The organism is Streptomyces sp. 150FB (assembly GCF_000818195.1).
In the GTDB taxonomy this organism is placed as follows: Bacteria; Actinomycetota; Actinomycetes; order Streptomycetales; family Streptomycetaceae; genus Streptomyces.
The window spans coordinates 4,507,727-4,527,824 of record NZ_JTHL01000001.1 but is presented as its reverse complement, the minus strand read 5'-3'; the positions used below and the strand labels follow the sequence as shown (position 1 = coordinate 4,527,824).

The window sequence follows — 20,098 nt, the reverse complement described above, 5'->3', positions numbered from 1 at the left end:
GCGGCGCTCGACGGCGAGACGGAGGCGGGCATCGTCGAGGCGGTCGGGCGGCTGGCCGAGGGGCGGACGGTGCTGCTGATCGTCCACCGGCCGGCGCTGCTGACCGTCGCTGACCGGGTGGTCACGCTGGGCGCGGAGCGGGCGGAAAGGGCGGGGGTACGTACGCCGACACCGGCGGCCGACCACGGGACAGCGGTGATCGGGAGCGACGCGACGCCCTCCGCGGTTCACGCCTCCTTCGAAGCGTCCGACGCGATTCCCTCCGACGCACTTCCCTCCGACACGATCACCTCCGCCGCGCTTCCCTCCGCCGCGTCCGGGGCGATACGGTCCCCGCTCGCCCGGATGCGCGCCGCCGCCGGTCCTTCCCGTGGGCGCTTCCTCCTGGCGCTGCTCCTCGGGAGCCTCGCGCTCGGCTCCGCCGTCGGACTCATGGCCGTCTCCGGCTGGCTCATCTCCCGCGCCTCCCAGCACCCGCCCGTCCTGTATCTGATGGTCGCGGTGACCGCGACCCGCGCCTTCGGCATCGGCAGGGCCGTCTTCCGCTACGCCGAGCGCCTCGTGTCGCACGACGCGGTGCTCAGGATGCTCGCCGGCCTCCGGGTCTCCGTGTACCGGCGGCTCGAACGCATCGCGCCCGGCGGTCTGCGCACCACCCGGCGCGGCGACCTGCTGTCCCGGCTCGTCGCCGACGTCGACGCGCTCCAGGACTACTGGCTGCGCTGGCTGCTCCCGGTCGGCACCGCCGTACTGGTCGGAGCGTGCACCGTCGCGTTCACCGGCTGGCTACTGCCCGAGGCGGGCGCCGTACTGGCCGCAGGGCTGCTCGTCGGCGGAGTCGGCGTCCCCGTGGTGAGCGGCGCCTGCGCCCGCCGCGCCGAACGGCGACTCGCCCCGGCACGCGGACTGCTCGCGACCCGGGTGGTCGACCTGTTCCGGGGCGTCGCCGAACTGACCGTCACCGGCGCGCTGAAGAGCCGGCTCCGCCAGGTGCGCGCCGCCGACGGAACGCTCAAGGACATCGCGTCGCGCGGCGCGGGCGCCACCGCGCTGGGCGCCGGGCTCTCCGCCCTCGCCTGCGGTCTGACGGTGGCGGCCGCGGCGGTCGTCGGGACGGCGGCCGTACGGCAGGGGCGGCTCCCCGGAGTCGAGCTGGCGGTGATCGTCCTGACCCCGCTCGCCGCTTTCGAGGCGGTCACGGGCCTGCCGCTCGCCGTGCGTTACCGGCAGCGGGCCAGGCGGGGCGCCGAGCGGGTGTACGAGGTGCTGGACGCCCCCGTCCCCGTACGGGAACCGCGCGAGCCGGCGGCTCCTCCCGTATCGCCGTTCCCGCTGGAGGTACGGGGGCTCTCGGCGCGGTACGCGGGGCAGCGGCGCGACGCGCTCAGCGGGTTCGACCTGACCCTGACCGCCGGGAAGCGGGTCGCCGTCGTCGGACCCTCGGGGTCGGGCAAGACCACACTCGCCCAGGTGCTGCTGCGCTTTCTCGACGCGCGGGAGGGCGGCTTCCGGATCGGCGGCACGGACGCGGCCACGCTCGACGGGGACGCGGTCAGGCGGCTCGTCGGCTTGTGCGCGCAGGACGCGCACCTCTTCGACAGCTCCGTACGGGAGAATCTGAAGCTCGCCAGGACGGACGCGACGGAGGACGACCTGTGCGACGCCCTGCGCCGGGCGCGGCTGCTCGACTGGGTCAGTGAGCTGCCGCAGGGCCTCGACACCCTCGTCGGCGAGCACGGCGCGCGGTTCTCCGGAGGCCAGCGGCAGCGGCTCGCGCTGGCCCGTGCGCTGCTGGCCGACTTCCCGGTCCTCGTCCTGGACGAGCCGGCCGAGCATCTGGACCTGGCGACGGCGGACGCGATCGGTGTGGACCTGCTGGCGGCGACCGAGGGACGTACGACTCTGCTCATCACGCACCGGCTCCGGGGGCTCGAAGCGGTCGACGAGGTGATCGTGCTCGACGAGGGCAGGCCGGTGCAGCGCGGCTCCTACGCCGAGCTGTCGGCGGTAGAGGGGCCGCTGCGGCGGATGCTGGAGCGGGAGCGGGCTGGTGATCTGCTCGATCGCAGGCCGTCGCTCGCGTAGAGAACCGGGCATCTCTCACATGGAGGACAGAACGGGAATTCATTACGCTCGGGACCATGACCGTGTCCGATCCTCCCGACCCCACCGATCCGGGCGGCCCCACCGATCCAGACGGCCCCGGCGGTCCGGGCAAGCTGGGCGGTCCGAGCAGCCCGGGCGCCGCTGCCTGGCCGGCCGTCCCGCCCGGGCTGGAGCCGGACCCGTTCCGGACCGCGGCCGCCGCTGCCCGCAACCTCCAGGGCCTGTCCACGGAGCTGACCGCACGGGTGCCGCAACTCCTCGAAGCCCTGCGCCTGATCGGCATGGGACTGGAGCTGCACTCCACCCTCGACCGGATCTGCGAGACCGCGGCTCGTCTGGCCGACTCCGGGTTCGCGGCGATCGGTGTCGTCGACGAGACGGGCGACGGGCTCTCCGACTTCGTGACGTACGGGGAGAACGGCACGGACGGTGAGCGTACGGAGACGGCCCGGCTGATCGAACGGCTCGCGGACCCGCAGACCGCCGGAACCCCGCGAGCCGGTCCGCCGGAGGGGTCGTTCCTCGGCGTACCGATCCGCGTCCACGGCGCGATCTTCGGCAATCTCTTCCTGGCGGAGAAGCGCGACGGCGGCGCGTTCAACGAGCACGACCTGCACATGGTGCGGGTCCTCGCCACCGAGGCCGGGATCGCCATCGGCCATGCCCGGCTGTACGAGGCGGCCAGGCAGCGTGAGCGGTGGATCGACGGGTCGGTCGCCGTCACCACGGCCCTGCTGTCGAGTTCCGACCCGGACGACGCGCTCTCGGTCGTCGCCGAACAGGCCCGCAGGCTGGCGGACTCGGCGGCCGGTGTGGTCCTCCAGCCCACCAGCGACGCCGGGCTGGAGATCGTCGCGGTCTCCGGGGACGACATGCTGCCCAACCTGGGCGTGGCCGTCCCTCCCGAGAGCCCGGTCGTCAAGGCGCTGCTGGCCGGAGAGTCGCTCTTCATGGACGACTGCGCCACCGATCCGCGCATGATCACCGATCTGGGGCTGGCATACGGCCCGTGCATGCTGCTGCCGCTGCACAGCGGCGGCCGGGTGCTCGGCGCGCTCGTCACCCCCCGGGTGCGGGGGGCCCTCCGCTTCAGCGAGACGGAACGCATCCTCGCCACCCAGTTCGCGACCCAGGCGGCGCTGGCGCTGATGATGGCGGAGGCGCAGCGCGACAGGGAGCGGCTGGCGGTGCTGGAGGACCGCGACCGGATCGCCCGCGATCTCCACGACCTCGTCATCCAGCGGCTGTTCTCCACCGGCATGATGCTGGAGAGCGCCCAGCGCGGACGGGTCACAGCCCAGGTGCACCACGGCATCGGCAGGGCCGTCGACGAACTCGACGTCACCATCCAGGAGATCCGTACGGCCATCTTCGCCCTGCAACAGGGACCAGCCGAGGCACCGTCGGGGCTGCGGACCCGGGTGCTGCGCGAGATCAAGATGGCGGCCGTGCCGCTGGGCTTCCAGCCGTCCCACCGCTTCGCCGGACCGGTCGAGACCGCCGTCGGCGAACTCACCGGCAAGAACCTGATCGCCGCGCTGCGCGAAGCCCTCTCCAACGCTTTCCGCCACGCGCACGCCAGCCGTATCGAGGTGGTCGTCGACGCCACGGCGCGACTGGACGACGGCGGCAACGCCGTACGGCTGACCGTCGCCGACGACGGGGTGGGCATCCCGGAGGGCGGCAGGCGCAGCGGGCTGCGCAACCTCAGCAGGCGGGCGGAGTCACTGGGCGGATACAGCGGGAACGAGCCGGGTCTGGGGGAGGACGGCGGCGGCACGACGGTGGTGTGGGTGGCTCCGCTGTGAGCGCCAGGACAGGGCGCCCGGACCCGGCCTAGCCGCGCGCCAGGATCCGTTCGATGACGACAGCGACGCCGTCCTCGTTGTTGCTGGTGGTACGGGCGGAAGCGGCGGCCAGTACGTCGGCGTGGGCGTTGCCCATCGCGTACGACGTGCCCGCCCAGGTCAGCATCTCCAGGTCGTTCGGCATGTCACCGAAGGCGACTACCTCGTCGGACGAGATGCCGCGCTCGGCGCAGCACAGCGCCAGTGTGCTCGCCTTGCTCACCCCCAGGCCGCTGATCTCCAGCAGCGCGCTGGGGCTGGAGCGGGTGAAGGAGGCGAGGTCGCCCGCCGCCGTACGGGCCAGTGCGAGGAAACCGTCGGGCGTCAGCCGGGGGTGGTGGGCGAGCAGCTTCACCACCGGGGCATCGAGGTCGTCGCCCGCCTCTTGGAGAAGCTTCTCCGCCGCGGCGACGATCGCTCCCGGGTCCTGCTGGAAGGGCGGGTACGCGGGCTCGTAGCGGATGCCGGTGGTCAGCTCGACCGCGAAGGCCGTACCGGGAGCGACCTCGCGCAGCGTCCGTACGACGTCGAGAGCGACCTCGCGCGGCAGCGGGCGCACCTTGATCAGTTCGCCGCCCGCGTGCAGGTCGACGACGGCGGCGCCGTTGGCGCAGATGGCGAGGCCGTGTCCGTGCACATGCGCACTGACGACATCCATCCACCGGGCGGGCCGCCCGGTGACGAAGAAGACGTCGATCCCGGCCTTCTCGGCGGCGGCCAGCGCGGCGATCGTACGGTCCGAGACCGACTTGTCGTCGTTCAGGAGCGTGCCGTCCAGGTCGGTGGCGATCAGCCGGGTCCTGGTGGGGAGAGGGGAGGCGTCAGTCGGGGTCACTGTCGCATTCTCCCGTACGCGAGGCGCACGGGCGTGCGCCGGGGCGCACATCTGAGAACGTACGCCCCCCTCTCTCCGTTCCTGGGTCTCCGCTCCGGTGCGCGTGGGTCTGTGCGCGTGGGTCCGTGCGTGGGGGTTTGTGCGTGAGGGTTTGCGCATGGGGCCTACGCGAGCTGGGCGAGGGCCTCGGTGGCGATCCGTTCGAAGACGTTCTCGTCGGCGGCGAACTCCGAGTCCGGGATCGGGGCGTGGATCGCGATCTCCGTGATGCCGAGCGCGAAGTAACCGCCGGCGAAGTCGACGAACGCGCCGAGGGACTTCATCGGGTGGTCCCGTTCCGGGGTGAAGCCGGTGAGCAGGATCTTGTCCAGCTCGCCCGGGTCGCGGCCGATCGCGGCGCAGGCGGTGCCAAGCCGGTCGATCTGCCCCTTGATCGCGCCCAGCGACTGGGCCGGCGTGCCTTCGTCGAACAGCTTGGGGTCCCCGGTGGTCACCCACGCCTCGCCGTGCTTCGCGGCCACCGCCAGCCCGCGGGGACCGGTCGCGGCCACGGCGATCGGGATACGGGGACGCTGCACGGAGCCGGGGATGCCGCGTGCCTCGTCGGCGGAGTAGTAGGTGCCGGGACGGGTCACGGACGGCTCGGTGAGCAGCCGGTCCAGGAGCGGCACGAACTCCTCGAAACGCTCGGTCCGCTCGCGCGGAGTCCACGGCTCCTGCCCCAGCGCCGTGGCGTCGAAGCCGTTGCCGCCGGATCCGATGCCCACGGTCACCCGGCCGTTGGACACGTCGTCCAGCGCGATCAGGTCCTTGGCCAGCGTCACCGGGTGACGGAAGTTCGGCGAGGTCACGAGCGTGCCCAGCCGGATCCGCTCGGTGGCCGCCGCCGCGGCGGTCAGGGTCGGCACCGCCCCGAACCACGGCTTGTCGCGGAAGGTACGCCAGGACAGATGGTCATAGGTGTACGCGGCGTGGAAACCCAACTCCTGCGCACGGACCCACTGCTCACGGCCCCCCTCGTGCCAGCGGCGGACGGGAAGAATCACAGTACTCAGACGCATGACGACGACCCTACGCTGTGACTATTTCCCCGACGAAGCCACCGCCGACGGCCGGATGGCCGCCCGTCCGGCCCTGGTCCGGCCCTCGTCCGGCGTCGTTCCGTACCCGCTGTCGGGCGGTCAGGCGCTGAAGCGCAGGTACTGCGGGGGGACGGCGTCGGTGAGCCAGACACCGTTGGCGCTGACGCGAAAGACGAGGCCCGCCCGGTGCATCGCGCCCGCGTCCACCGGCAGTACGACGGGCCGGCCGCGGCGGGCGCCGACGCGGGTCGCGGTCTCGCGGTCGGGGGAGAGGTGGACATGGTGGCGGCGCATGGGGCGCAGCCCTTCGGTGCGGATCGCGGCCAGGTGGGCGGCGACCGTGCCGTGGTAGAGGTACGCGGGCGGCTCGGCGGGTTCGAGGCCGAGGTCGACGGCCACGGTGTGGCCCTGGTTGGCCCGGATGCGGTCGCCGTCGACGGTGAAACGCTGTTTGTCGTTCATGGCGACGGCATGGTCCAGCTCCGCGCGGCTCATCCTGAAGCCGTGTGCGGCCGCCGCGCCGATCAACTCGTCGATCGCCAGCCAGCCGTTGGCGTCGAGGGTGACGCCGATCTTCTCCGGCTGATGCCGCAGGTGCTTCGACAGGTACTTCGACACACGCACGGTGCGTCGTTCATCGGGTGTTCCGGTCATCCGATGAGACTGTCGGTCGCGTTCGCGTGGGGCAACAGGATTTGAATTAATCGAGGTAAGAGGTTTGATCCACAGTCAACTTGACTTATCCACAGGGTATTTGGCGTTCCTGTGGACAAGTCGAGGTGTGGGTTACCCTATTTGGTCAATATCGGTCGTTTGTCGGTTTGTTGGGGTAAGAGCGTTCAAGGTGCGTGCCTGGACCTCCCGTTCGGTGGCCGCCGTGATGAACGCCGCCGCGTTCGCCGCTCCAACCAGCCCCTCCACGGACCGGATTGTCGAGGCGGGCAGCAGTACGGGAAGGGGCTCGGGGTCCGCCGTGGGCGTGCTGCCCCTCGCAAGCTGCTGCTCCAGGTGGCGTACGGCGAACAGCCGCATCGCGCGGGCCAGTTCGGCGTCCACGGACCGCTGGGCGAGCGGCCGGAGCCGCCGTACCAGCCGGGTGGCTTCCGCCGCTTCCCTGTCCGTCGGCGGCTGATGGCCGAGGTAGCGCGCGAACACGTGCTCGGTGGTGAACTCCAGGAAGCGGGAGGCGATGTGCTCGACCTGCCCGCGAAGTTCCCGCAGATGACCGGAGATCGCGGAGAGCGGCACCCCGGCCGCGTACAACTCCACCGCCACCGACAGCTCCTGAGGGCTCGGGACCACGAACATGTCGTCCTGCCCCGGTACGCGTTCCAGCACACCCAGCTCCAGCGCCTCCGCCACCGCCGCCTCGTCCTCCGTGGAGCCGAACCGCTCATCCAGCTCGGCGCGGGACATCCGGGCGGGCTCCTCGTCGGTCCAGGGTCCGCGCACCTCGGCGACCAGCCCGAGCACCCCGCCGAGGCCGCGCCCCGCGTCCCACGCCTCCAGCAACTCCTTGATGGAGGCCAGGGTGTAGCCACGGTCGAGCAGCTCGGCGATCTGCCTCAGCCGCGCGAGATGCCTGGCCCCGTACACATTGGCCCGGCCGCGCCGCTCGGGACGGGGCAGCAGCCCCCGGTCCTGGTAGGCGCGGATCGTGCGGACCGTCACGCCGCCCGCCCGGGCCAGATCCTCGATCCTGTACTCGGATCCGTTCACCTCTCCTCGTTCACCTTTCTCCGTCCGCCGTCCCGGACCCGCCCCCGGCGGCGCGGGCCGCCGGCGACGACGCGAGGTAGGCGAGCGCCAACTCCGCCGAACCCTCCCGCGAGGGGTGGTACGACCACCGGAAGTAGCGTGGTATCGCCGCGCCGAGCAGGCCCCAGGCCGGCAACAGCCCCTTTTTCGCCGCCTTCTTGTGCTCACGCGGCGAGTAGCGGAGCCGGCCGGCGAGCCCCGGGTCGTGCCGGATCAGATGGGCGGCGCCCCAGATCCACATGCCGAGCATCACGGGGGCGGTGACCGCCATGGTCCCCACGCGGCGTACGTACCGCAGCGGCTCCCGGCCCCCGCAGTGCTGGTACATGTCGAAGGCCACCGACCGGTGTTCCACCTCCTCGGCGCCGTGCCAGCGCAGCAGGTCGAGCATGATCCCGTCGGCCCCCGCCCGGTCCAGCGCCCCGGCGCGCAGCATCCAGTCGCCGAGGACCGCGGTGAACTGCTCGATCGCCGCGACGAACGCCAGCCGGTAGAACAGCCACCTGCTCGCCGGTATCGGCACCCACCACGGCGGTCTGTCGCCGAGCAGCCGCTCGAAGACGAAGTCGACGTGCCGGGTGTAGGAGGCGGTGTCGAGCCGCTGCTCGGCGAGATGGTTCAGGACGTATGTGTGCTGCGCGCTGTGCGTGGCCTCCTGACCCATGAACCCTCTGACGTCCTTCAGCAGCTCCGGGTCCCTGACCAGCGGCAGAGCCTCCTTGAAGACCCGGACGAACCAGCGCTCGCCCGCCGGCAGCAGCAGGTGCAGCACATTGATCACATGGCCGGCGGTCGGCTCGCCCGGTATCCAGTGCGGCGGAGTTCCGCGCCAGTCGAACGACACCCGGCGCGGAGCGATCGGACGCCGCCCCGCCCCGCGCTCCCGGCCATCCCCGCTCTCCCCGCTCTCGCCGGTCCTCCCACTCTCCCTGGCGCTCACAACGGCGGCTCCACCCGAGCGATCGCGCGCAGCGCCGTGGGCGCGATACGGGAGAGCAGCCGCGCGCCGCGTGCCTCCGGTGTGACCGGCACAACGGCCTGGTCGCGTACGACGGCCCGCAGGATCGCCACCGCGACCTTCTCCGGCGGATAGCCGCGCAAGCCGTACAGCAGGGACGTCTTCTTCCTGCGCCGCTCCTGCTCCGCCACCGAGACACCGGTGAAGCGCGCGGTCGCCGTGATGCCGGTGTTGACGAAGCCCGGACAGATCACGGAGACCCCGATGTCCACCGGCGCCAGCTCCGCCCGCAGGCATTCGCTGAGCATCAGCACCGCCGCCTTCGACGTGCTGTAGGCGGGAAGCGCCTTGGAGGGCTGATAGGCCGCGGCGGAGGCCACGTTGACGATATGACCGCCCTGGCCCCGCGCCGCCATCCGGCCGCCGAAGAGCCGGCAGCCATGGATGACGCCCCAGAGATTGACGTCCAGGACCTTCCTCCAGTCGTCGACCGTCGTGTCCAGGAAATGCCCCGACAGCCCTATCCCGGCATTGTTGACCAGCACGTCCACCACCCCGTACTCGGCGGAGACCTTCTCGGCGAGCTTCTCCATCGCCTCGCCGTCCCCGACGTCCACCACCTCCGCCCACGCCTCCGGGGCACCGACTCGCAGGGCCCGCTCCACCGTCCGCTCGGCCCCCGCCGCGTCCAGGTCGACCGCCACGATCCGGGCCCCCGCCGCGGCGAACGCCAGCGCCGTCGCCCTCCCGATACCGCCGGCCGCCCCCGTGACCAGCACCAACTGCCCCCCGAAGCGCTCCGCGTACGGACCCCGTGGCCGGGGCGCCCCATCGGCGGCCTCTTCCGGCGCGGACCCGCCGCTCTCCCGGTCGGTGACGAACGCGTCGATCCAGGAGGCCAGTTGGTCGGGCCGCGTGCGGGGCACCCAGTGCTTCGCGGGCAGCGTGTGCCGTACCAGCCCGGGCGCCCACCGCTCCAGGTCGTCGTAGAGCCGCTCCGACAGGAACGCGTCACCGGTCGGCGTGATCAACTGCACCGGCGCGTGCGCGTAGGCGTCGGTACGCGGCTCGGACAGCCGGGCGCGCACGTTGTCCCGGTAGAGCCACGCGCCGTGCGCCGCGTCCCGGGGCAGCGAGGGGGCCGGATACGCCCCCGACGGCGCCCCTGAGGGCAGCTTCTCCATCCGCCGCACCATCCCGGGCCAGAGCCGCCCGAGAGGCCCGCGCCAGACCAGCTCGGGCAGCGCCGGCGTATGCAGCGCACCGATGTACCAGGACTTGGCCCCCTGCCCCAGGAGTTGGGCCACCGCGCGCGGTGTGGGCCGCGACGCCCGCCGCCTGATCCAGTGGCCCATATGGTCCAGGCTCGGCCCCGACACCGAGGTGAACGAGGCGATACGGCCCTCGGTGCGCGCCACCGTGACGAACTCCCAGGCCTGTACGGAGCCCCAGTCGTGGCCCACGAGATGCACCGGCCGGTCCGGACTCACCGCCTCGGCCACCGCCAGGAAGTCGTCCGTCAGCTTCTCCAGGGTGAAGCCGCCGCGCAGCGGCACCGGGGCCGTCGACCGGCCGTGCCCCCGCACGTCGTACACCACCACATGGAAGCGCCCGGCGAGCCGTGTGACGACCTCCGACCACACCTCCTTGGTGTCCGGATAGCCATGGACGAGCAGCACCGTCGGCCGCGACGCGTCGCCCCACTCGGCGACGCACAACTCGACCCCACCCGTCCGCACCCACCGCTCGCGCGCCCCCGCCGGCCCGCCGCCGGGTCCACCGGTCCCTGCCGGTCCTTCGCTCATGGTCCCGCCTCCTCCCGCCCGGCCACCGTCCGCACCGCCTGTCCGACCAGGTAGCGGTACGCGTCCGTAACATGACTCAAAAACGTGACACCGACGAATGTGACAATGCCTGGCGGCCACGTCAAGAAGCGCTCCCCGCCTGTGGATAACTTTGGGGAACTTATGGGCCCCCTACGGGGCCCGTACGCCTCCAGACGGACATGGATAGGGACCTCAGGTCTGACGATCCCCGTGGCGTACGCCACTACCGTCGTTGTCGTGACTGTGATCGTGACCGAACGCCTCAGCAAACGGTTCCCCCGGGTGACCGCACTTGACCAGCTCTCGTTGGACATCGGACCCGGTGTGACCGGCCTGGTGGGCGCCAACGGAGCCGGCAAGTCCACCATGATCAAGATCCTGCTGGGCCTGTCCCCCGCCACGGAAGGCCGAGCCCAGGTGCTCGGGCTCGACGTCGCCACCAGCGGCGGCGCCATCCGTGAGCGCGTGGGGTACATGCCCGAGCACGACTGCCTGCCGCCCGACGTCTCGGCCACCGAGTTCGTCGTCCACATGGCGCGCATGTCCGGACTCCCGCCGACCGCCGCCCGCGAGCGCACCGCCGACACCCTGCGCCATGTCGGCCTCTACGAGGAGAGGTACCGCCCCATCGGGGGTTACTCGACCGGCATGAAACAGCGCGTCAAGCTCGCGCAGGCCCTGGTCCACGACCCCAAGCTGGTCCTCCTCGACGAGCCGACCAACGGCCTCGACCCGGTGGGCCGCGACGAGATGCTCGGACTGATCCGACGCGTCTACACCGACTTCGGCATCTCCGTCCTGGTCACCTCGCACCTCCTGGGCGAACTGGAGCGCACCTGCGACCACGTCGTCGTCATCGACGGCGGAAAGCTGCTGCGCTCCAGCTCCACCAGCGACTTCACCCAGATGACCACGACCCTCGCCGTCGAGGTCACCGACTCCGACACCCATCCGGACGGCACTCTCGCCCTGCGCGAGGCCCTGGGCGCCGCCGGGGTGACCCTCGTCGCGAGCACGGAGAGCGGGCTGCCAGGAGCGGGCCACGTCCTGCTCGTCGAGGCCAAGGGCGAGGCCACGCACGACGTCGTACGCGACACCGTCGCCGACCTCGGGCTCGGCCTCGTACGGATGGAACAGCGCCGCCACCACATCGCCGAGGTCTTCCGTACCGAGGGGACCGAACCGGCGGCCGAAGACCGGCCCGTCCCGGAACAGCCGGCGGACCGCTCGGCGGCCGAGTACGCACTGCAGAAGGGAGGCGGCCACGATGAGCACTGACTCGATGAGCACCGACTCGGCGATGAGCCCTGACACCACACAGATCCACAACATCGGGTACCGCGACTACGAAGGACCCCGGCTCGGCCGCGCCTACGCCCGCCGCTCCCTCTACGCGCAGTCCCTGCGCGGGGCGTACGGACTCGGCCGCTCCGCCAAGTCGAAGGTGCTGCCCGCCATCCTCTTCGCCGTGATGTGCGTACCAGCGGCGATCATGGTCGCTGTCGCCGTCGCCACCAAGGCGAAGGACCTCCCGGTCGACTACACGCGCTACGCCATCTTCATGCAGGCCGTCATCGGTCTGTACCTCGCCGCACAGGCGCCGCAGACCGTCTCGCGCGACCTGCGCTTCAAGACCGTGCCGCTCTACTTCTCGCGTCCGATCGAGCGCGTCGACTACGTCCTCGCGAAGTACGGCGCGATGGCCTCCGCCCTGTTCGTGCTGACGGCGGCGCCGCTCGTCATCCTCTACGTCGGCTCGCTCCTCGCCAAGATGGACTTCGGCGACCAGACAGCCGGATTCGGGCAGGGTCTTGTGTCCGTGGCGCTGCTCTCCATCCTCTTCGGCGGCCTCGCACTGGTGATGGCCGCCTTCACCCCGAGGCGCGGCTTCGGCGTCGCCGCCGTGATCGCCACGCTGACCATCACGTACGGCGCCGTCTCCACCGTGCAGGCGATCGCCTGGTCGACGGAGTCGACCGGCGTCGTGAAGTGGCTCGGGCTCTTCTCGCCGATCACGCTCATCGACGGCGTGCAGACCGCGTTCCTGGGCGCGTCGTCGTCCTTCCCGGGCGGCGAGGGCCCCACGGCCGGCTCCGGCGTGGTCTATGTGCTGGTCGTCCTCGCGCTCATCTTCGGCTCGTACGCCGTCCTCATGCGCCGTTACCGGAAGGTCGGGCTGTGACCACCATCAACATCGAGCACACCTCGCGCTGGTTCGGCAACGTGGTGGCCGTCAACGACGTCACCATGACCGTGGGACCCGGCGTCACCGGACTGCTCGGCCCGAACGGCGCCGGCAAATCCACCCTCATCAACATGATGGCCGGCTTCCTCAGCCCCTCCACGGGCGCCGTGACCCTCGACGGCAAGCAGATCTGGCGCAACGAGGCCGTCTACACGCAGATCGGCATCGTGCCGGAGCGGGAGGGCATGTACGACTTCCTCACCGGCCTCGAATTCGTCGTCGCCAACGCCGAACTGCACGGCCTCGGTACCAAGGAGGCGCGTACGGCGCTCGCCACCGTCGAGATGGAGGCGGCGGCCGACCGCCAGATCGCGACGTACAGCAAGGGCATGCGGCAGCGCGTGAAGATGGCTTCCGCGCTCGTCCACAACCCGTCCGTCCTGCTCCTCGACGAACCGTTCAACGGCATGGACCCGCGTCAGCGCATGCAACTGATGGAGCTGCTGAGGCAGATGGGCGACAGCGGCCGGACGGTCCTCTTCTCCTCGCACATCCTGGAGGAGGTCGAGCAGCTCGCCTCGCACATCGAGGTGATCGTCGCAGGACGCCACGCGGCGTCGGGTGACTTCCGCAAGATCCGCCGGCTGATGACCGACCGCCCGCACCGCTACCTCGTACGGTCCAGCGACGACCGGGCACTCGCCGCCGCGCTGATCGCCGACCCGTCCACGGCCGGTATCGAGGTGGACCTCGTCGAGGGCGCGCTGCGCATCCAGGCCGTCGACTTCGGCCGCTTCACCCAACTGCTGCCGCGGGTCGCCCGCGAGCACTCCATCAGGCTGCTCACGGTCTCGCCCTCGGACGAATCCCTCGAGTCGGTCTTCTCCTACCTCGTAGCGGCCTGAGCGGCCTTGATAAGGAGCTGTGACGTCATGTACAACCCCACAGTCGCCCGGCTCACTTACCGGGCCCTGCTCGGCAGGCGCCGGGCCGCGATCCTCTTCGTGCTGCCCGCACTGCTGATCCTCATCTCGGCGGCCGTCCGCAGCTTCAACGGCGCCGACGACCAGGTGGCGGCCGACCTGCTGGGCGGCTTCGCCATCGCCACGATGGTGCCGCTGATCGGTGTCATCGCGGGTACGGGCGCGATCGGCCCGGAGATCGACGACGGCTCGATCGTCTACCTGCTGGCCAAGCCCGTGAAGCGGCCGACGATCATCTTCACCAAGCTGATCGTGGCCATCGCGGTGACCATGGCCTTCTCGGCGATCCCCACCCTCATCGCCGGATACATCCTGAACGGCAACGGCCAGCAGATCGCGGTCGCCTACACGGTCGCCGCGCTCGTCGCCTCGATCGCGTACAGCGCGCTCTTCCTGCTGCTGGGTACGGTCAGCCGCCACGCGGTGGTCATCGGGCTGGTCTACGCGCTGGTCTGGGAGACGCTCTTCGGCAGCCTGGTGCCGGGCGCGCGCACGCTCAGCGTGCAGCAGTGGTCGCTGGCGCTGGCCGAGAAGATCGGCGGCAGCGAGATCATCACCTCGGACGTGGGGCTGCCGCTGGCGGTGGTGCTGCTGGTGGTCGTGACGGGTCTCGCCACCTGGTACGCGGGTCAGAAGCTGCGGACGCTGAAGCTCGCGGGCGAGGAGTGAGCTGAGACCTCGCTCCGACCACCCCGCTCCGACAGTCCCTCTCCGACAACCCCTGCCCGATGGGCGGGGTTTGCGGCGTAACTGTACGGTTATCGGTTCGTTGTCCCCTATGTGTGGAGGCGACTGGGCGCTGTTACGTAGAGCGTTCGTGAATTGGGTGATTGCCGGTGAAGGATCGAAAGCCGCGCCGGCCGATGAGTGAGTAGCCACGGTGACCGGCCTCCACCCCTGAAGCCCGGGGACAGGGCCGAACGCCAGCGGTTCACCATGGAAAGGCATGCCCATGCCATCGGAAGTCGCCCTACTCGAATCGCGCACCATGCGCGTCGAGCACCTGGAGCGCGTCGACGCGCTCGACAAGGTCAAGGCCCTTGTCATGCTCCCGGACGGAATTCACCTTCGCACAGACGATGTCGCGCGGTACTTCGAAGTATCCACAGAGGTCGTAAAAAAGGTGACGCAGCGCCATCGCGCCGAGCTGAGCGAGAACGGGCTATGTGTGCTGCGGGGCGATGACCTGCGGATCTTCCATAGGGACATGTTGTCCCTATGGGAGGCGGGGGGCGGCATGAGTTATCCACAGGCGGCCACGCAACTCACCGTCTACACCCGCCGCACCGTCCTCAACGTGGCCATGCTTCTTCGCGACAGCGACATCGCGCGATGCGTCCGCACGTACCTCCTCGACGCCGAGGAAGGCTGGCGCCAGGGGTACGCGGACCTCGACCGGCGCGTCACCAACACCGAGACCTGCCTCGCCGGTGTCGGCGCCGCACTTCAGGAACTCGGGCCCGTGCTCAACCGGATGTCGCAGCGGCTCGACAACCTCGACCGGCGGCTCGACGCCACCAACCAGGTCGTCGCCGCCATCAGCAACAGGCTGTGCGACATGTCGGACGACATCAACCGTCTGGACGCCCGGATGGACGGGTTCGTACTGCAGTTGAAGGACGTGCGCCGCGGCCGCAAGCGCCGCTGATCAGCGACAGGCGGGCCCGTCCCGGTAATTCGGTGGCGGCCGACCGTCCGCCCCGGGCACAGTGGTTCGCGTAGGAGCGCACCACTGGACCGGGGGGTGGAGCGCGGCGGATACGGGGAATGCACGTCCGCCGCGCTCCCCGGCAGGGCGGCACCGTGTAGGCACCGGAGGAATCATCACACTCCGCGCAGCCGCCGGAACGCGGCCCGGGGGCGGCCACTTCGAGCGCGCTCACGCGCGGGCCGCCCCTCCCGTCAGCGCTCCAGCAGTCGCTCCAGGACCACCGCGATGCCGTCGTCGTCGTTCGACACCGTGATCTCGTCCGCCACGGCCTTCAGCGCGTCATGCGCGTTCGCCATCGCCACCCCGTGGCCCGACCAGCCGAACATCGGAATGTCGTTCGGCATGTCTCCGAACGCGATCGTGTCCGCCGCCTTGACGCCGAGCCGGCGCGCGGCCAGCGAGAGTCCCGTCGCCTTGCTGAGCCCCAGCGGCAGGATCTCCACGGTGCCCTCGCCCGCCATCACCACGTCCACCAGCCCGCCGACCGCCGCCCGCGCGAGCTCGGTGAGCGCGTCGTCGTCGAGCTCCGGGTGCTGGATGTACAGCTTGTTCAGCGGCGACTCCCACATCCGCGCCCGGTCCTCGGTGAACACCCCGGTGCGGGCCCCCACCTGGTACCCCGGACCCAGCAGGATCGATCCGTCCAAGCCGTCCTGGGCGACGGCCAGCGCCAGTGGGCCTGTCTCCGCCTCGATCTTGGAGAGCGCCAGCCTGGCCAGCGGCCGGTCCAGCGTCACCGACGTCAGCAGCCTGTGCTCGCCCGCGTGGTAGACCTGCGCGCCCTGACCGCACACCGCGAGACCGTCGTACCCGAGATCGTCCAGGATGTGCCGGGTCCACGGCGCGGGACGCCCCGTGACGACGATGTGCGCCGCGCCGGCGCCGGCCGCGGCGGCCAGCGCCTCGCGCGTGCGGGCGGAGACCGTGTTGTCCCCGCGCAGCAGCGTGCCGTCGAGGTCCGTGGCGACGAGCTTGTACGGGAACGCCGCCCCCGGGAGCGGGGACGACGCGGCCGTCGGGGCGGCGTTCACGCGGAGACCGGCTCCAGCACTTCCCGGCCGCCGAGATACGGGCGGAGGACCTCGGGCACCCACACGGAGCCGTCCGCCTGCTGGTGGTTCTCCAGGAGCGCCACGATCGTGCGCGGTACGGCGCACAGCGTGCCGTTCAGCGTCGACAGCGGCTTGACCTGCTTGCCGTCACGCATCCGTACGGAGAGCCTGCGGGCCTGGAATCCGTCGCAGTTGGAGGCGGACGTCAGCTCGCGGTACTTGCCCTGCGTCGGGATCCACGCCTCGCAGTCGAACTTCCGTGAAGCCGAGGAGCCCAGATCGCCCGTGGCCACGTCGATCACCTGGAAGGGCAGCCCGAGCGCGGTCAGCCACTGCTTCTCCCAGCCCAGCAGCCGCTGGTGCTCCGACTCCGCCTCCGCCGGGTCGACGTACGAGAACATCTCGACCTTGTCGAACTGGTGGACGCGGAAGATGCCCCGGGTGTCCTTGCCGTACGTGCCGGCCTCACGGCGGAAGCACGGCGAGAAGCCCGCGTACCGCAGGGGCAGCTTGTCGGCCTCGATGATCTCGTCCATGTGGTACGCGGCGAGCGGCACCTCCGAGGTGCCGACGAGGTAGTAGTTGTCCTTCTCCAGGTGGTACACGTTCTCGGCGGCCTGGCCGAGGAAGCCCGTGCCCTCCATGGCGCGCGGGCGGACCAGCGCGGGGGTGAGCATCGGGATGAAGCCCGCCGTGCCGGCCTGCGCGATCGCCGCGTTGACCAGCGCCAGCTCCAGCAGCGCGCCGACACCCGTCAGGTAGTAGAAGCGCGAGCCCGACACCTTGGCGCCGCGCTCGACGTCGATGGCGCCCAGCGCCTCGCCCAGCTCCAGGTGGTCCTTGGGCTCGAAGCCCTCTGCGGCGAAGTCGCGGATCGTGCCGTGCGTCTCCAGGACGACGAAGTCCTCCTCGCCGCCGACCGGGACGTCGGGGTGCACGACATTGCCGAGCTGGAGCAGCAGCGCCTTTGCCTCTTCGTCGGCCTCGTGCTGCTCGACGTCGGCGGCCTTGAGACCGGTCTTGAGCTGATCCGCCTGCTTGAGCAGCTCGGACCTCTCCTCGGGGGAGGCCTTGGGGATCAGCCTTCCGAGCGACTTCTGCTCGGAGCGCAGCTCGTCGAAGCGCAGCGCCGACGACCGGCGCCGCTCGTCGGCGGAGAGCAGGGCGTCGACGAGGGAGACGTCCTCTCCACGGGCGCGCTGGGAGGCGCGGACACGGTCGGGGTCCTCACGGAGCAGGCGAAGGTCAATCACCTCACCAGGCTACCGGTGCCCACCGACACCACCCCACTCGATATCGACTGACGTTCCCCTTTGTCCTAATTGCGACATTTGGTAAAAGTGTCGGAATGGTGGGCCCGTGACGTGGGGTGTTCGTCAATAAGGGAGATTCAATTCCCCGGAATGAGGCATTCCGGGGTTCGGCGTTGACTCACTTCCCTTGCGGGGGAGGGGACTTGGGGTGGGGGTCCCCCCGCGTCAGTTGTCCACAGGTGGGGCGTCTCCCCTGAACTTATCCACAGGCTGTGTGGGAGATCTGTGGATCACGGAAATGATCCTTCTGAAAGGCTTGCGTGGAACGGACAATTCCCCGCTCAAACCGTCTCTACGCGCTCATATGGGTGGCAATTCACCGCCCCGACGAGTTGATCGCTGACGCCGGGGTGACGTGGGCCATCTGGCGGCCTGTGGATGAAAGAGGGTGACTGAGGCGATTTGTCGACTGTCGCGCCCGGGCCCCTTCAAGTTGTCCCCAGCCTTCACCTGGGGCCTGTGGATAACTTTGTGGATACTTTCAGCGGCTCCACAGCCTCCACAGACTCTCCACTGAGTGAGCCGTGACGTCAGGCTCGGCCGTCCTGGATGCGGGCCAGCCAGTCCGCCGCGTTGATGAACGCCTCGTCCGAGGTTCCGGCTCGTGGTTCCCGCAGGTCTTCCACCGAGACACCCGCGCGCGGGTACGAGCCGAGGAAGCGCACCTTGGGGCAGATCCGCCGCAGCCCCATCAGGGCCTCGCCCACCCGCCGCTCCGAGATATGGCCCTCGGCGTCGACGGCGAAGCAGTAGTTACCGATGCCGGCGCCCGTGGGCCGCGACTGGATGAGCATCAGGTTGACCCCGCGTACCGCGAACTCCTGGAGCAGTTCGAGCAGCGCGCCGGGCCGGTCGTCGCCCATCCAGATGACCACCGAGGTCTTGTCCGCCCCGGTCGGTGCGGCGGGCCTGGCGGGCCTGCCCACCAGGACGAAGCGGGTCTCGGCGTTCTCGGCGTCGTGGATCTCGGTGACCAGCGGTTCGAGGCCGTACGTCGCCGCAGCGAACTCGCCGGCGAAAGCCGCGTCGAACCGGCCCTCCTGCACCAGCCGCGCCCCGTCCGCGTTCGACGCCGCCGACTCCCACACGGCCTCGGGCAGGTTGGCGCGCAGCCAGTTGCGTACCTGCGGCTGGGCGACCGGGTGGCCGGTGACCGTCTTCACCTCGGAGAGCTTCGTCCCGGGCCGTACGAGCAGGGCGAAGGTGATCGGGAGCAGCACTTCGCGGTAGATCATCAGCGGGTCGCCCGCGGCGAGTTCGTCGAGGGTGGCGGTGACCCCGCCCTCCACCGAGTTCTCGATCGGTACGAGTGCGGCCGCCGCGTCCCCGTTCCGTACGGCGTCGAGCGCCGCCGGTACGGAGACCATCGGGACGAGTTCCCGCGTCGCGGCTTCGGGGAGCGTGCGGAGGGCCGCTTCGGTGAAGGTGCCCTCGGGGCCGAGATATGTGTAGCGCGTCGCCGACATGCGGTCAGCCTAATGGGCCGTCGGGGTGGGCAGATCCTCGGTGAGGGCTGCCTCCGTGGGGCAGGGGTGGGTCAGGACTCCAGGAGGCGCTGGCCGACGTACTCGCCCTCCTGCGCGCCGCCCGGCACCGCGAACAGTCCGCTCGACTCGTGCCGGATGAACGGCGACAGCGCGTCCCCCCGGTCGAGCTTGCGCTGCACCGGTACGAAACCGGTGAGCGGATCGGCCTGCCAGCAGACGAAGAGCAGCCCCGCGTCGGGCGTCCCGTCGGCGTCGATCCCGTCGTGGAAGGAGAAGGGGCGGCGGAGCATGGTGGCGCCGCCGTTCGCGTTCGGCGCCGAGATCCGTGCGTGCGCGTTGGCGGGGATGACGAGCTGACCGTCGGGGCCCGTCTTGTCGAGGGCGAGAGCGGTCTGCTCGGTGCCCCCGGTGATGGGGGCGCCGTCGGACTTGCGCCGGCCGATGACCTTCTCCTGGTCGGTGACCCGGAGGCGCTCCCAGTCGTCGAGGAGCATGCGGATACGGCGTACGACGGCATAGGAGCCGTCCGCCATCCAGTGGGGCACTCCGGCAGCCGGTTTCGCGGGAACGAAGATACTGCGTTCGAAGTTGGGCGCCGTGGGCTTGGGGTTGCCGGTGCCGTCGACCTGACCCATCAGGTTGCGGGCGGTCATGGGGTGCGGGGTGGCGCCCGGTGTGCGGTTGAAGCCGTTCATCTGCCAGCGCACCGTGGCGGCGGTGCCCGCGTCCTTCTGGAGGGTGCGCAGCGCGTGGAAGGCGACGAGTGCGTCGTCGGAGCCGATCTGGATCCAGAGGTCGCCCTCGCTGCGCCCGGCGTCGAGGTGGTCGGAGGAGAAGGCGGGCAGCGGGTCGAGGGCGCCCGGGCGCTGATGGGCCAGTTCTGTACGGTCGAAGAAGGTGCGGCCGAAGCCGAAGGTGACGGTGAGGGAGGACGGGCCCGCGTCGAGGGCGACCG

General features: G+C 70.7%; 17 protein-coding genes. 7 read left to right on the top strand and 10 right to left on the bottom strand.

All coding sequences use genetic code 11. The features are described from left to right. A partial coding sequence (gene cydC / locus QR77_RS48805) for a thiol reductant ABC exporter subunit CydC (RefSeq protein WP_040023189.1) occupies positions 1-2,085 on the top strand: 2,085 nt, incomplete at its 5' end. 56 nt (positions 2,086-2,141) lie between these two features. Then, positions 2,142-3,914, top strand: a complete 1,773-nt coding sequence (locus QR77_RS19330; RefSeq protein WP_078876880.1) for a GAF domain-containing protein — start codon at positions 2,142-2,144, stop codon at positions 3,912-3,914. Positions 3,915-3,942: 28 nt separating this feature from the next. On the opposite strand, the gene QR77_RS19325 is transcribed toward QR77_RS19330, so the two are convergent. The 6 genes from QR77_RS19325 to QR77_RS19300 form a co-directional block, all read right to left on the bottom strand. Next, positions 3,943-4,788, bottom strand: coding sequence for a Cof-type HAD-IIB family hydrolase (locus QR77_RS19325; RefSeq protein WP_040023187.1), 846 nt, complete (start codon positions 4,786-4,788; stop codon positions 3,943-3,945). A 164-nt stretch (positions 4,789-4,952) separates the two neighbouring features. Then, entirely contained in the window at positions 4,953-5,849 is an 897-nt protein-coding gene (locus tag QR77_RS19320) for an LLM class flavin-dependent oxidoreductase (protein ID WP_040023185.1), read from the bottom strand. Positions 5,850-5,969: 120 nt separating this feature from the next. Beyond that, entirely contained in the window at positions 5,970-6,524 is a 555-nt protein-coding gene (locus QR77_RS19315; RefSeq protein ID WP_040023183.1) for an RNA 2'-phosphotransferase, read from the bottom strand. A 132-nt stretch (positions 6,525-6,656) separates the two neighbouring features. Continuing rightward, positions 6,657-7,589, bottom strand: coding sequence for a MerR family transcriptional regulator (locus QR77_RS19310; protein WP_040023181.1), 933 nt, complete (start codon positions 7,587-7,589; stop codon positions 6,657-6,659). A 10-nt stretch (positions 7,590-7,599) separates the two neighbouring features. After that, a complete protein-coding gene (locus QR77_RS19305; RefSeq protein ID WP_040028276.1) occupies positions 7,600-8,487 on the bottom strand; it encodes a metal-dependent hydrolase in 888 nt (295 codons plus the stop codon). Positions 8,488-8,564: 77 nt separating this feature from the next. Beyond that, positions 8,565-10,391, bottom strand: a complete 1,827-nt coding sequence (locus QR77_RS19300; RefSeq protein WP_040023179.1) for an SDR family oxidoreductase — start codon at positions 10,389-10,391, stop codon at positions 8,565-8,567. 264 nt (positions 10,392-10,655) lie between these two features. On the opposite strand from QR77_RS19300, the gene QR77_RS19295 reads away from it, so the two are divergent. From QR77_RS19295 to QR77_RS19275, 5 genes are all read left to right on the top strand, one after another. After that, positions 10,656-11,690 carry an ABC transporter ATP-binding protein gene (locus QR77_RS19295; RefSeq protein ID WP_052489650.1) on the top strand — a complete coding sequence of 345 codons (1,035 nt, stop codon included), beginning with the start codon at positions 10,656-10,658 and terminating at the stop codon, positions 11,688-11,690. Next, entirely contained in the window at positions 11,680-12,594 is a 915-nt protein-coding gene (locus QR77_RS19290) for an ABC transporter permease subunit (protein WP_040023175.1), read from the top strand. Before QR77_RS19295 ends, QR77_RS19290 begins: the two co-directional genes overlap by 11 nt. Further along, complete coding sequence (locus QR77_RS19285; RefSeq protein WP_040023173.1) at positions 12,591-13,502, top strand: ABC transporter ATP-binding protein; 912 nt, start codon at positions 12,591-12,593, stop codon at positions 13,500-13,502. Before QR77_RS19290 ends, QR77_RS19285 begins: the two co-directional genes overlap by 4 nt. A gap of 27 nt (positions 13,503-13,529) precedes the next feature. Next, positions 13,530-14,249, top strand: coding sequence for an ABC transporter permease subunit (locus QR77_RS19280; protein WP_040023172.1), 720 nt, complete (start codon positions 13,530-13,532; stop codon positions 14,247-14,249). A 283-nt stretch (positions 14,250-14,532) separates the two neighbouring features. Beyond that, positions 14,533-15,228 (top strand): hypothetical protein, encoded by a 696-nt coding sequence (locus tag QR77_RS19275; protein WP_040023170.1) that lies wholly within the window; start codon positions 14,533-14,535, stop codon positions 15,226-15,228. 254 nt (positions 15,229-15,482) lie between these two features. Here QR77_RS19275 and QR77_RS19270 read toward each other — a convergent pair whose 3' ends face one another. The 4 genes from QR77_RS19270 to QR77_RS19255 all read right to left on the bottom strand — a co-directional run. Beyond that, positions 15,483-16,322 (bottom strand): HAD family hydrolase, encoded by an 840-nt coding sequence (locus tag QR77_RS19270; protein WP_052488902.1) that lies wholly within the window; start codon positions 16,320-16,322, stop codon positions 15,483-15,485. Further along, positions 16,319-17,596: a serine--tRNA ligase gene (gene serS, locus QR77_RS19265; protein ID WP_040023168.1), complete on the bottom strand. Its 1,278-nt coding sequence runs from the start codon at positions 17,594-17,596 to the stop codon at positions 16,319-16,321. Before serS ends, QR77_RS19270 begins: the two co-directional genes overlap by 4 nt. Before the next feature lie 590 nt (positions 17,597-18,186). Continuing rightward, positions 18,187-19,122: a prephenate dehydratase gene (gene pheA, locus QR77_RS19260; protein ID WP_040023166.1), complete on the bottom strand. Its 936-nt coding sequence runs from the start codon at positions 19,120-19,122 to the stop codon at positions 18,187-18,189. Between the two features lie 71 nt (positions 19,123-19,193). Next, positions 19,194-20,098 (bottom strand): Dyp-type peroxidase (locus QR77_RS19255; protein ID WP_040023164.1); only part of this gene is annotated, 905 nt, incomplete at its 5' end.

Bases quoted from the DNA above. Each gene is read 5' to 3' on its own strand.
- QR77_RS19300 (WP_040023179.1), bottom strand. From the start codon at position 10,391: ATGAGCGAAGGACCGGCAGGGACCGGTGGACCCGGCGGCGGGCCGGCG.
- pheA (WP_040023166.1), bottom strand. From the start codon at position 19,122: ATGTCGGCGACGCGCTACACATATCTCGGCCCCGAGGGCACCTTCACC.
- QR77_RS19280 (WP_040023172.1), top strand. From the start codon at position 13,530: ATGTACAACCCCACAGTCGCCCGGCTCACTTACCGGGCCCTGCTCGGC.
- QR77_RS19320 (WP_040023185.1), bottom strand. From the start codon at position 5,849: ATGCGTCTGAGTACTGTGATTCTTCCCGTCCGCCGCTGGCACGAGGGG.
- QR77_RS19330 (WP_078876880.1), top strand. From the start codon at position 2,142: ATGACCGTGTCCGATCCTCCCGACCCCACCGATCCGGGCGGCCCCACC.
- QR77_RS19315 (WP_040023183.1), bottom strand. From the start codon at position 6,524: ATGACCGGAACACCCGATGAACGACGCACCGTGCGTGTGTCGAAGTAC.
- QR77_RS19290 (WP_040023175.1), top strand. From the start codon at position 11,680: ATGAGCACTGACTCGATGAGCACCGACTCGGCGATGAGCCCTGACACC.
- QR77_RS19275 (WP_040023170.1), top strand. From the start codon at position 14,533: ATGCCATCGGAAGTCGCCCTACTCGAATCGCGCACCATGCGCGTCGAG.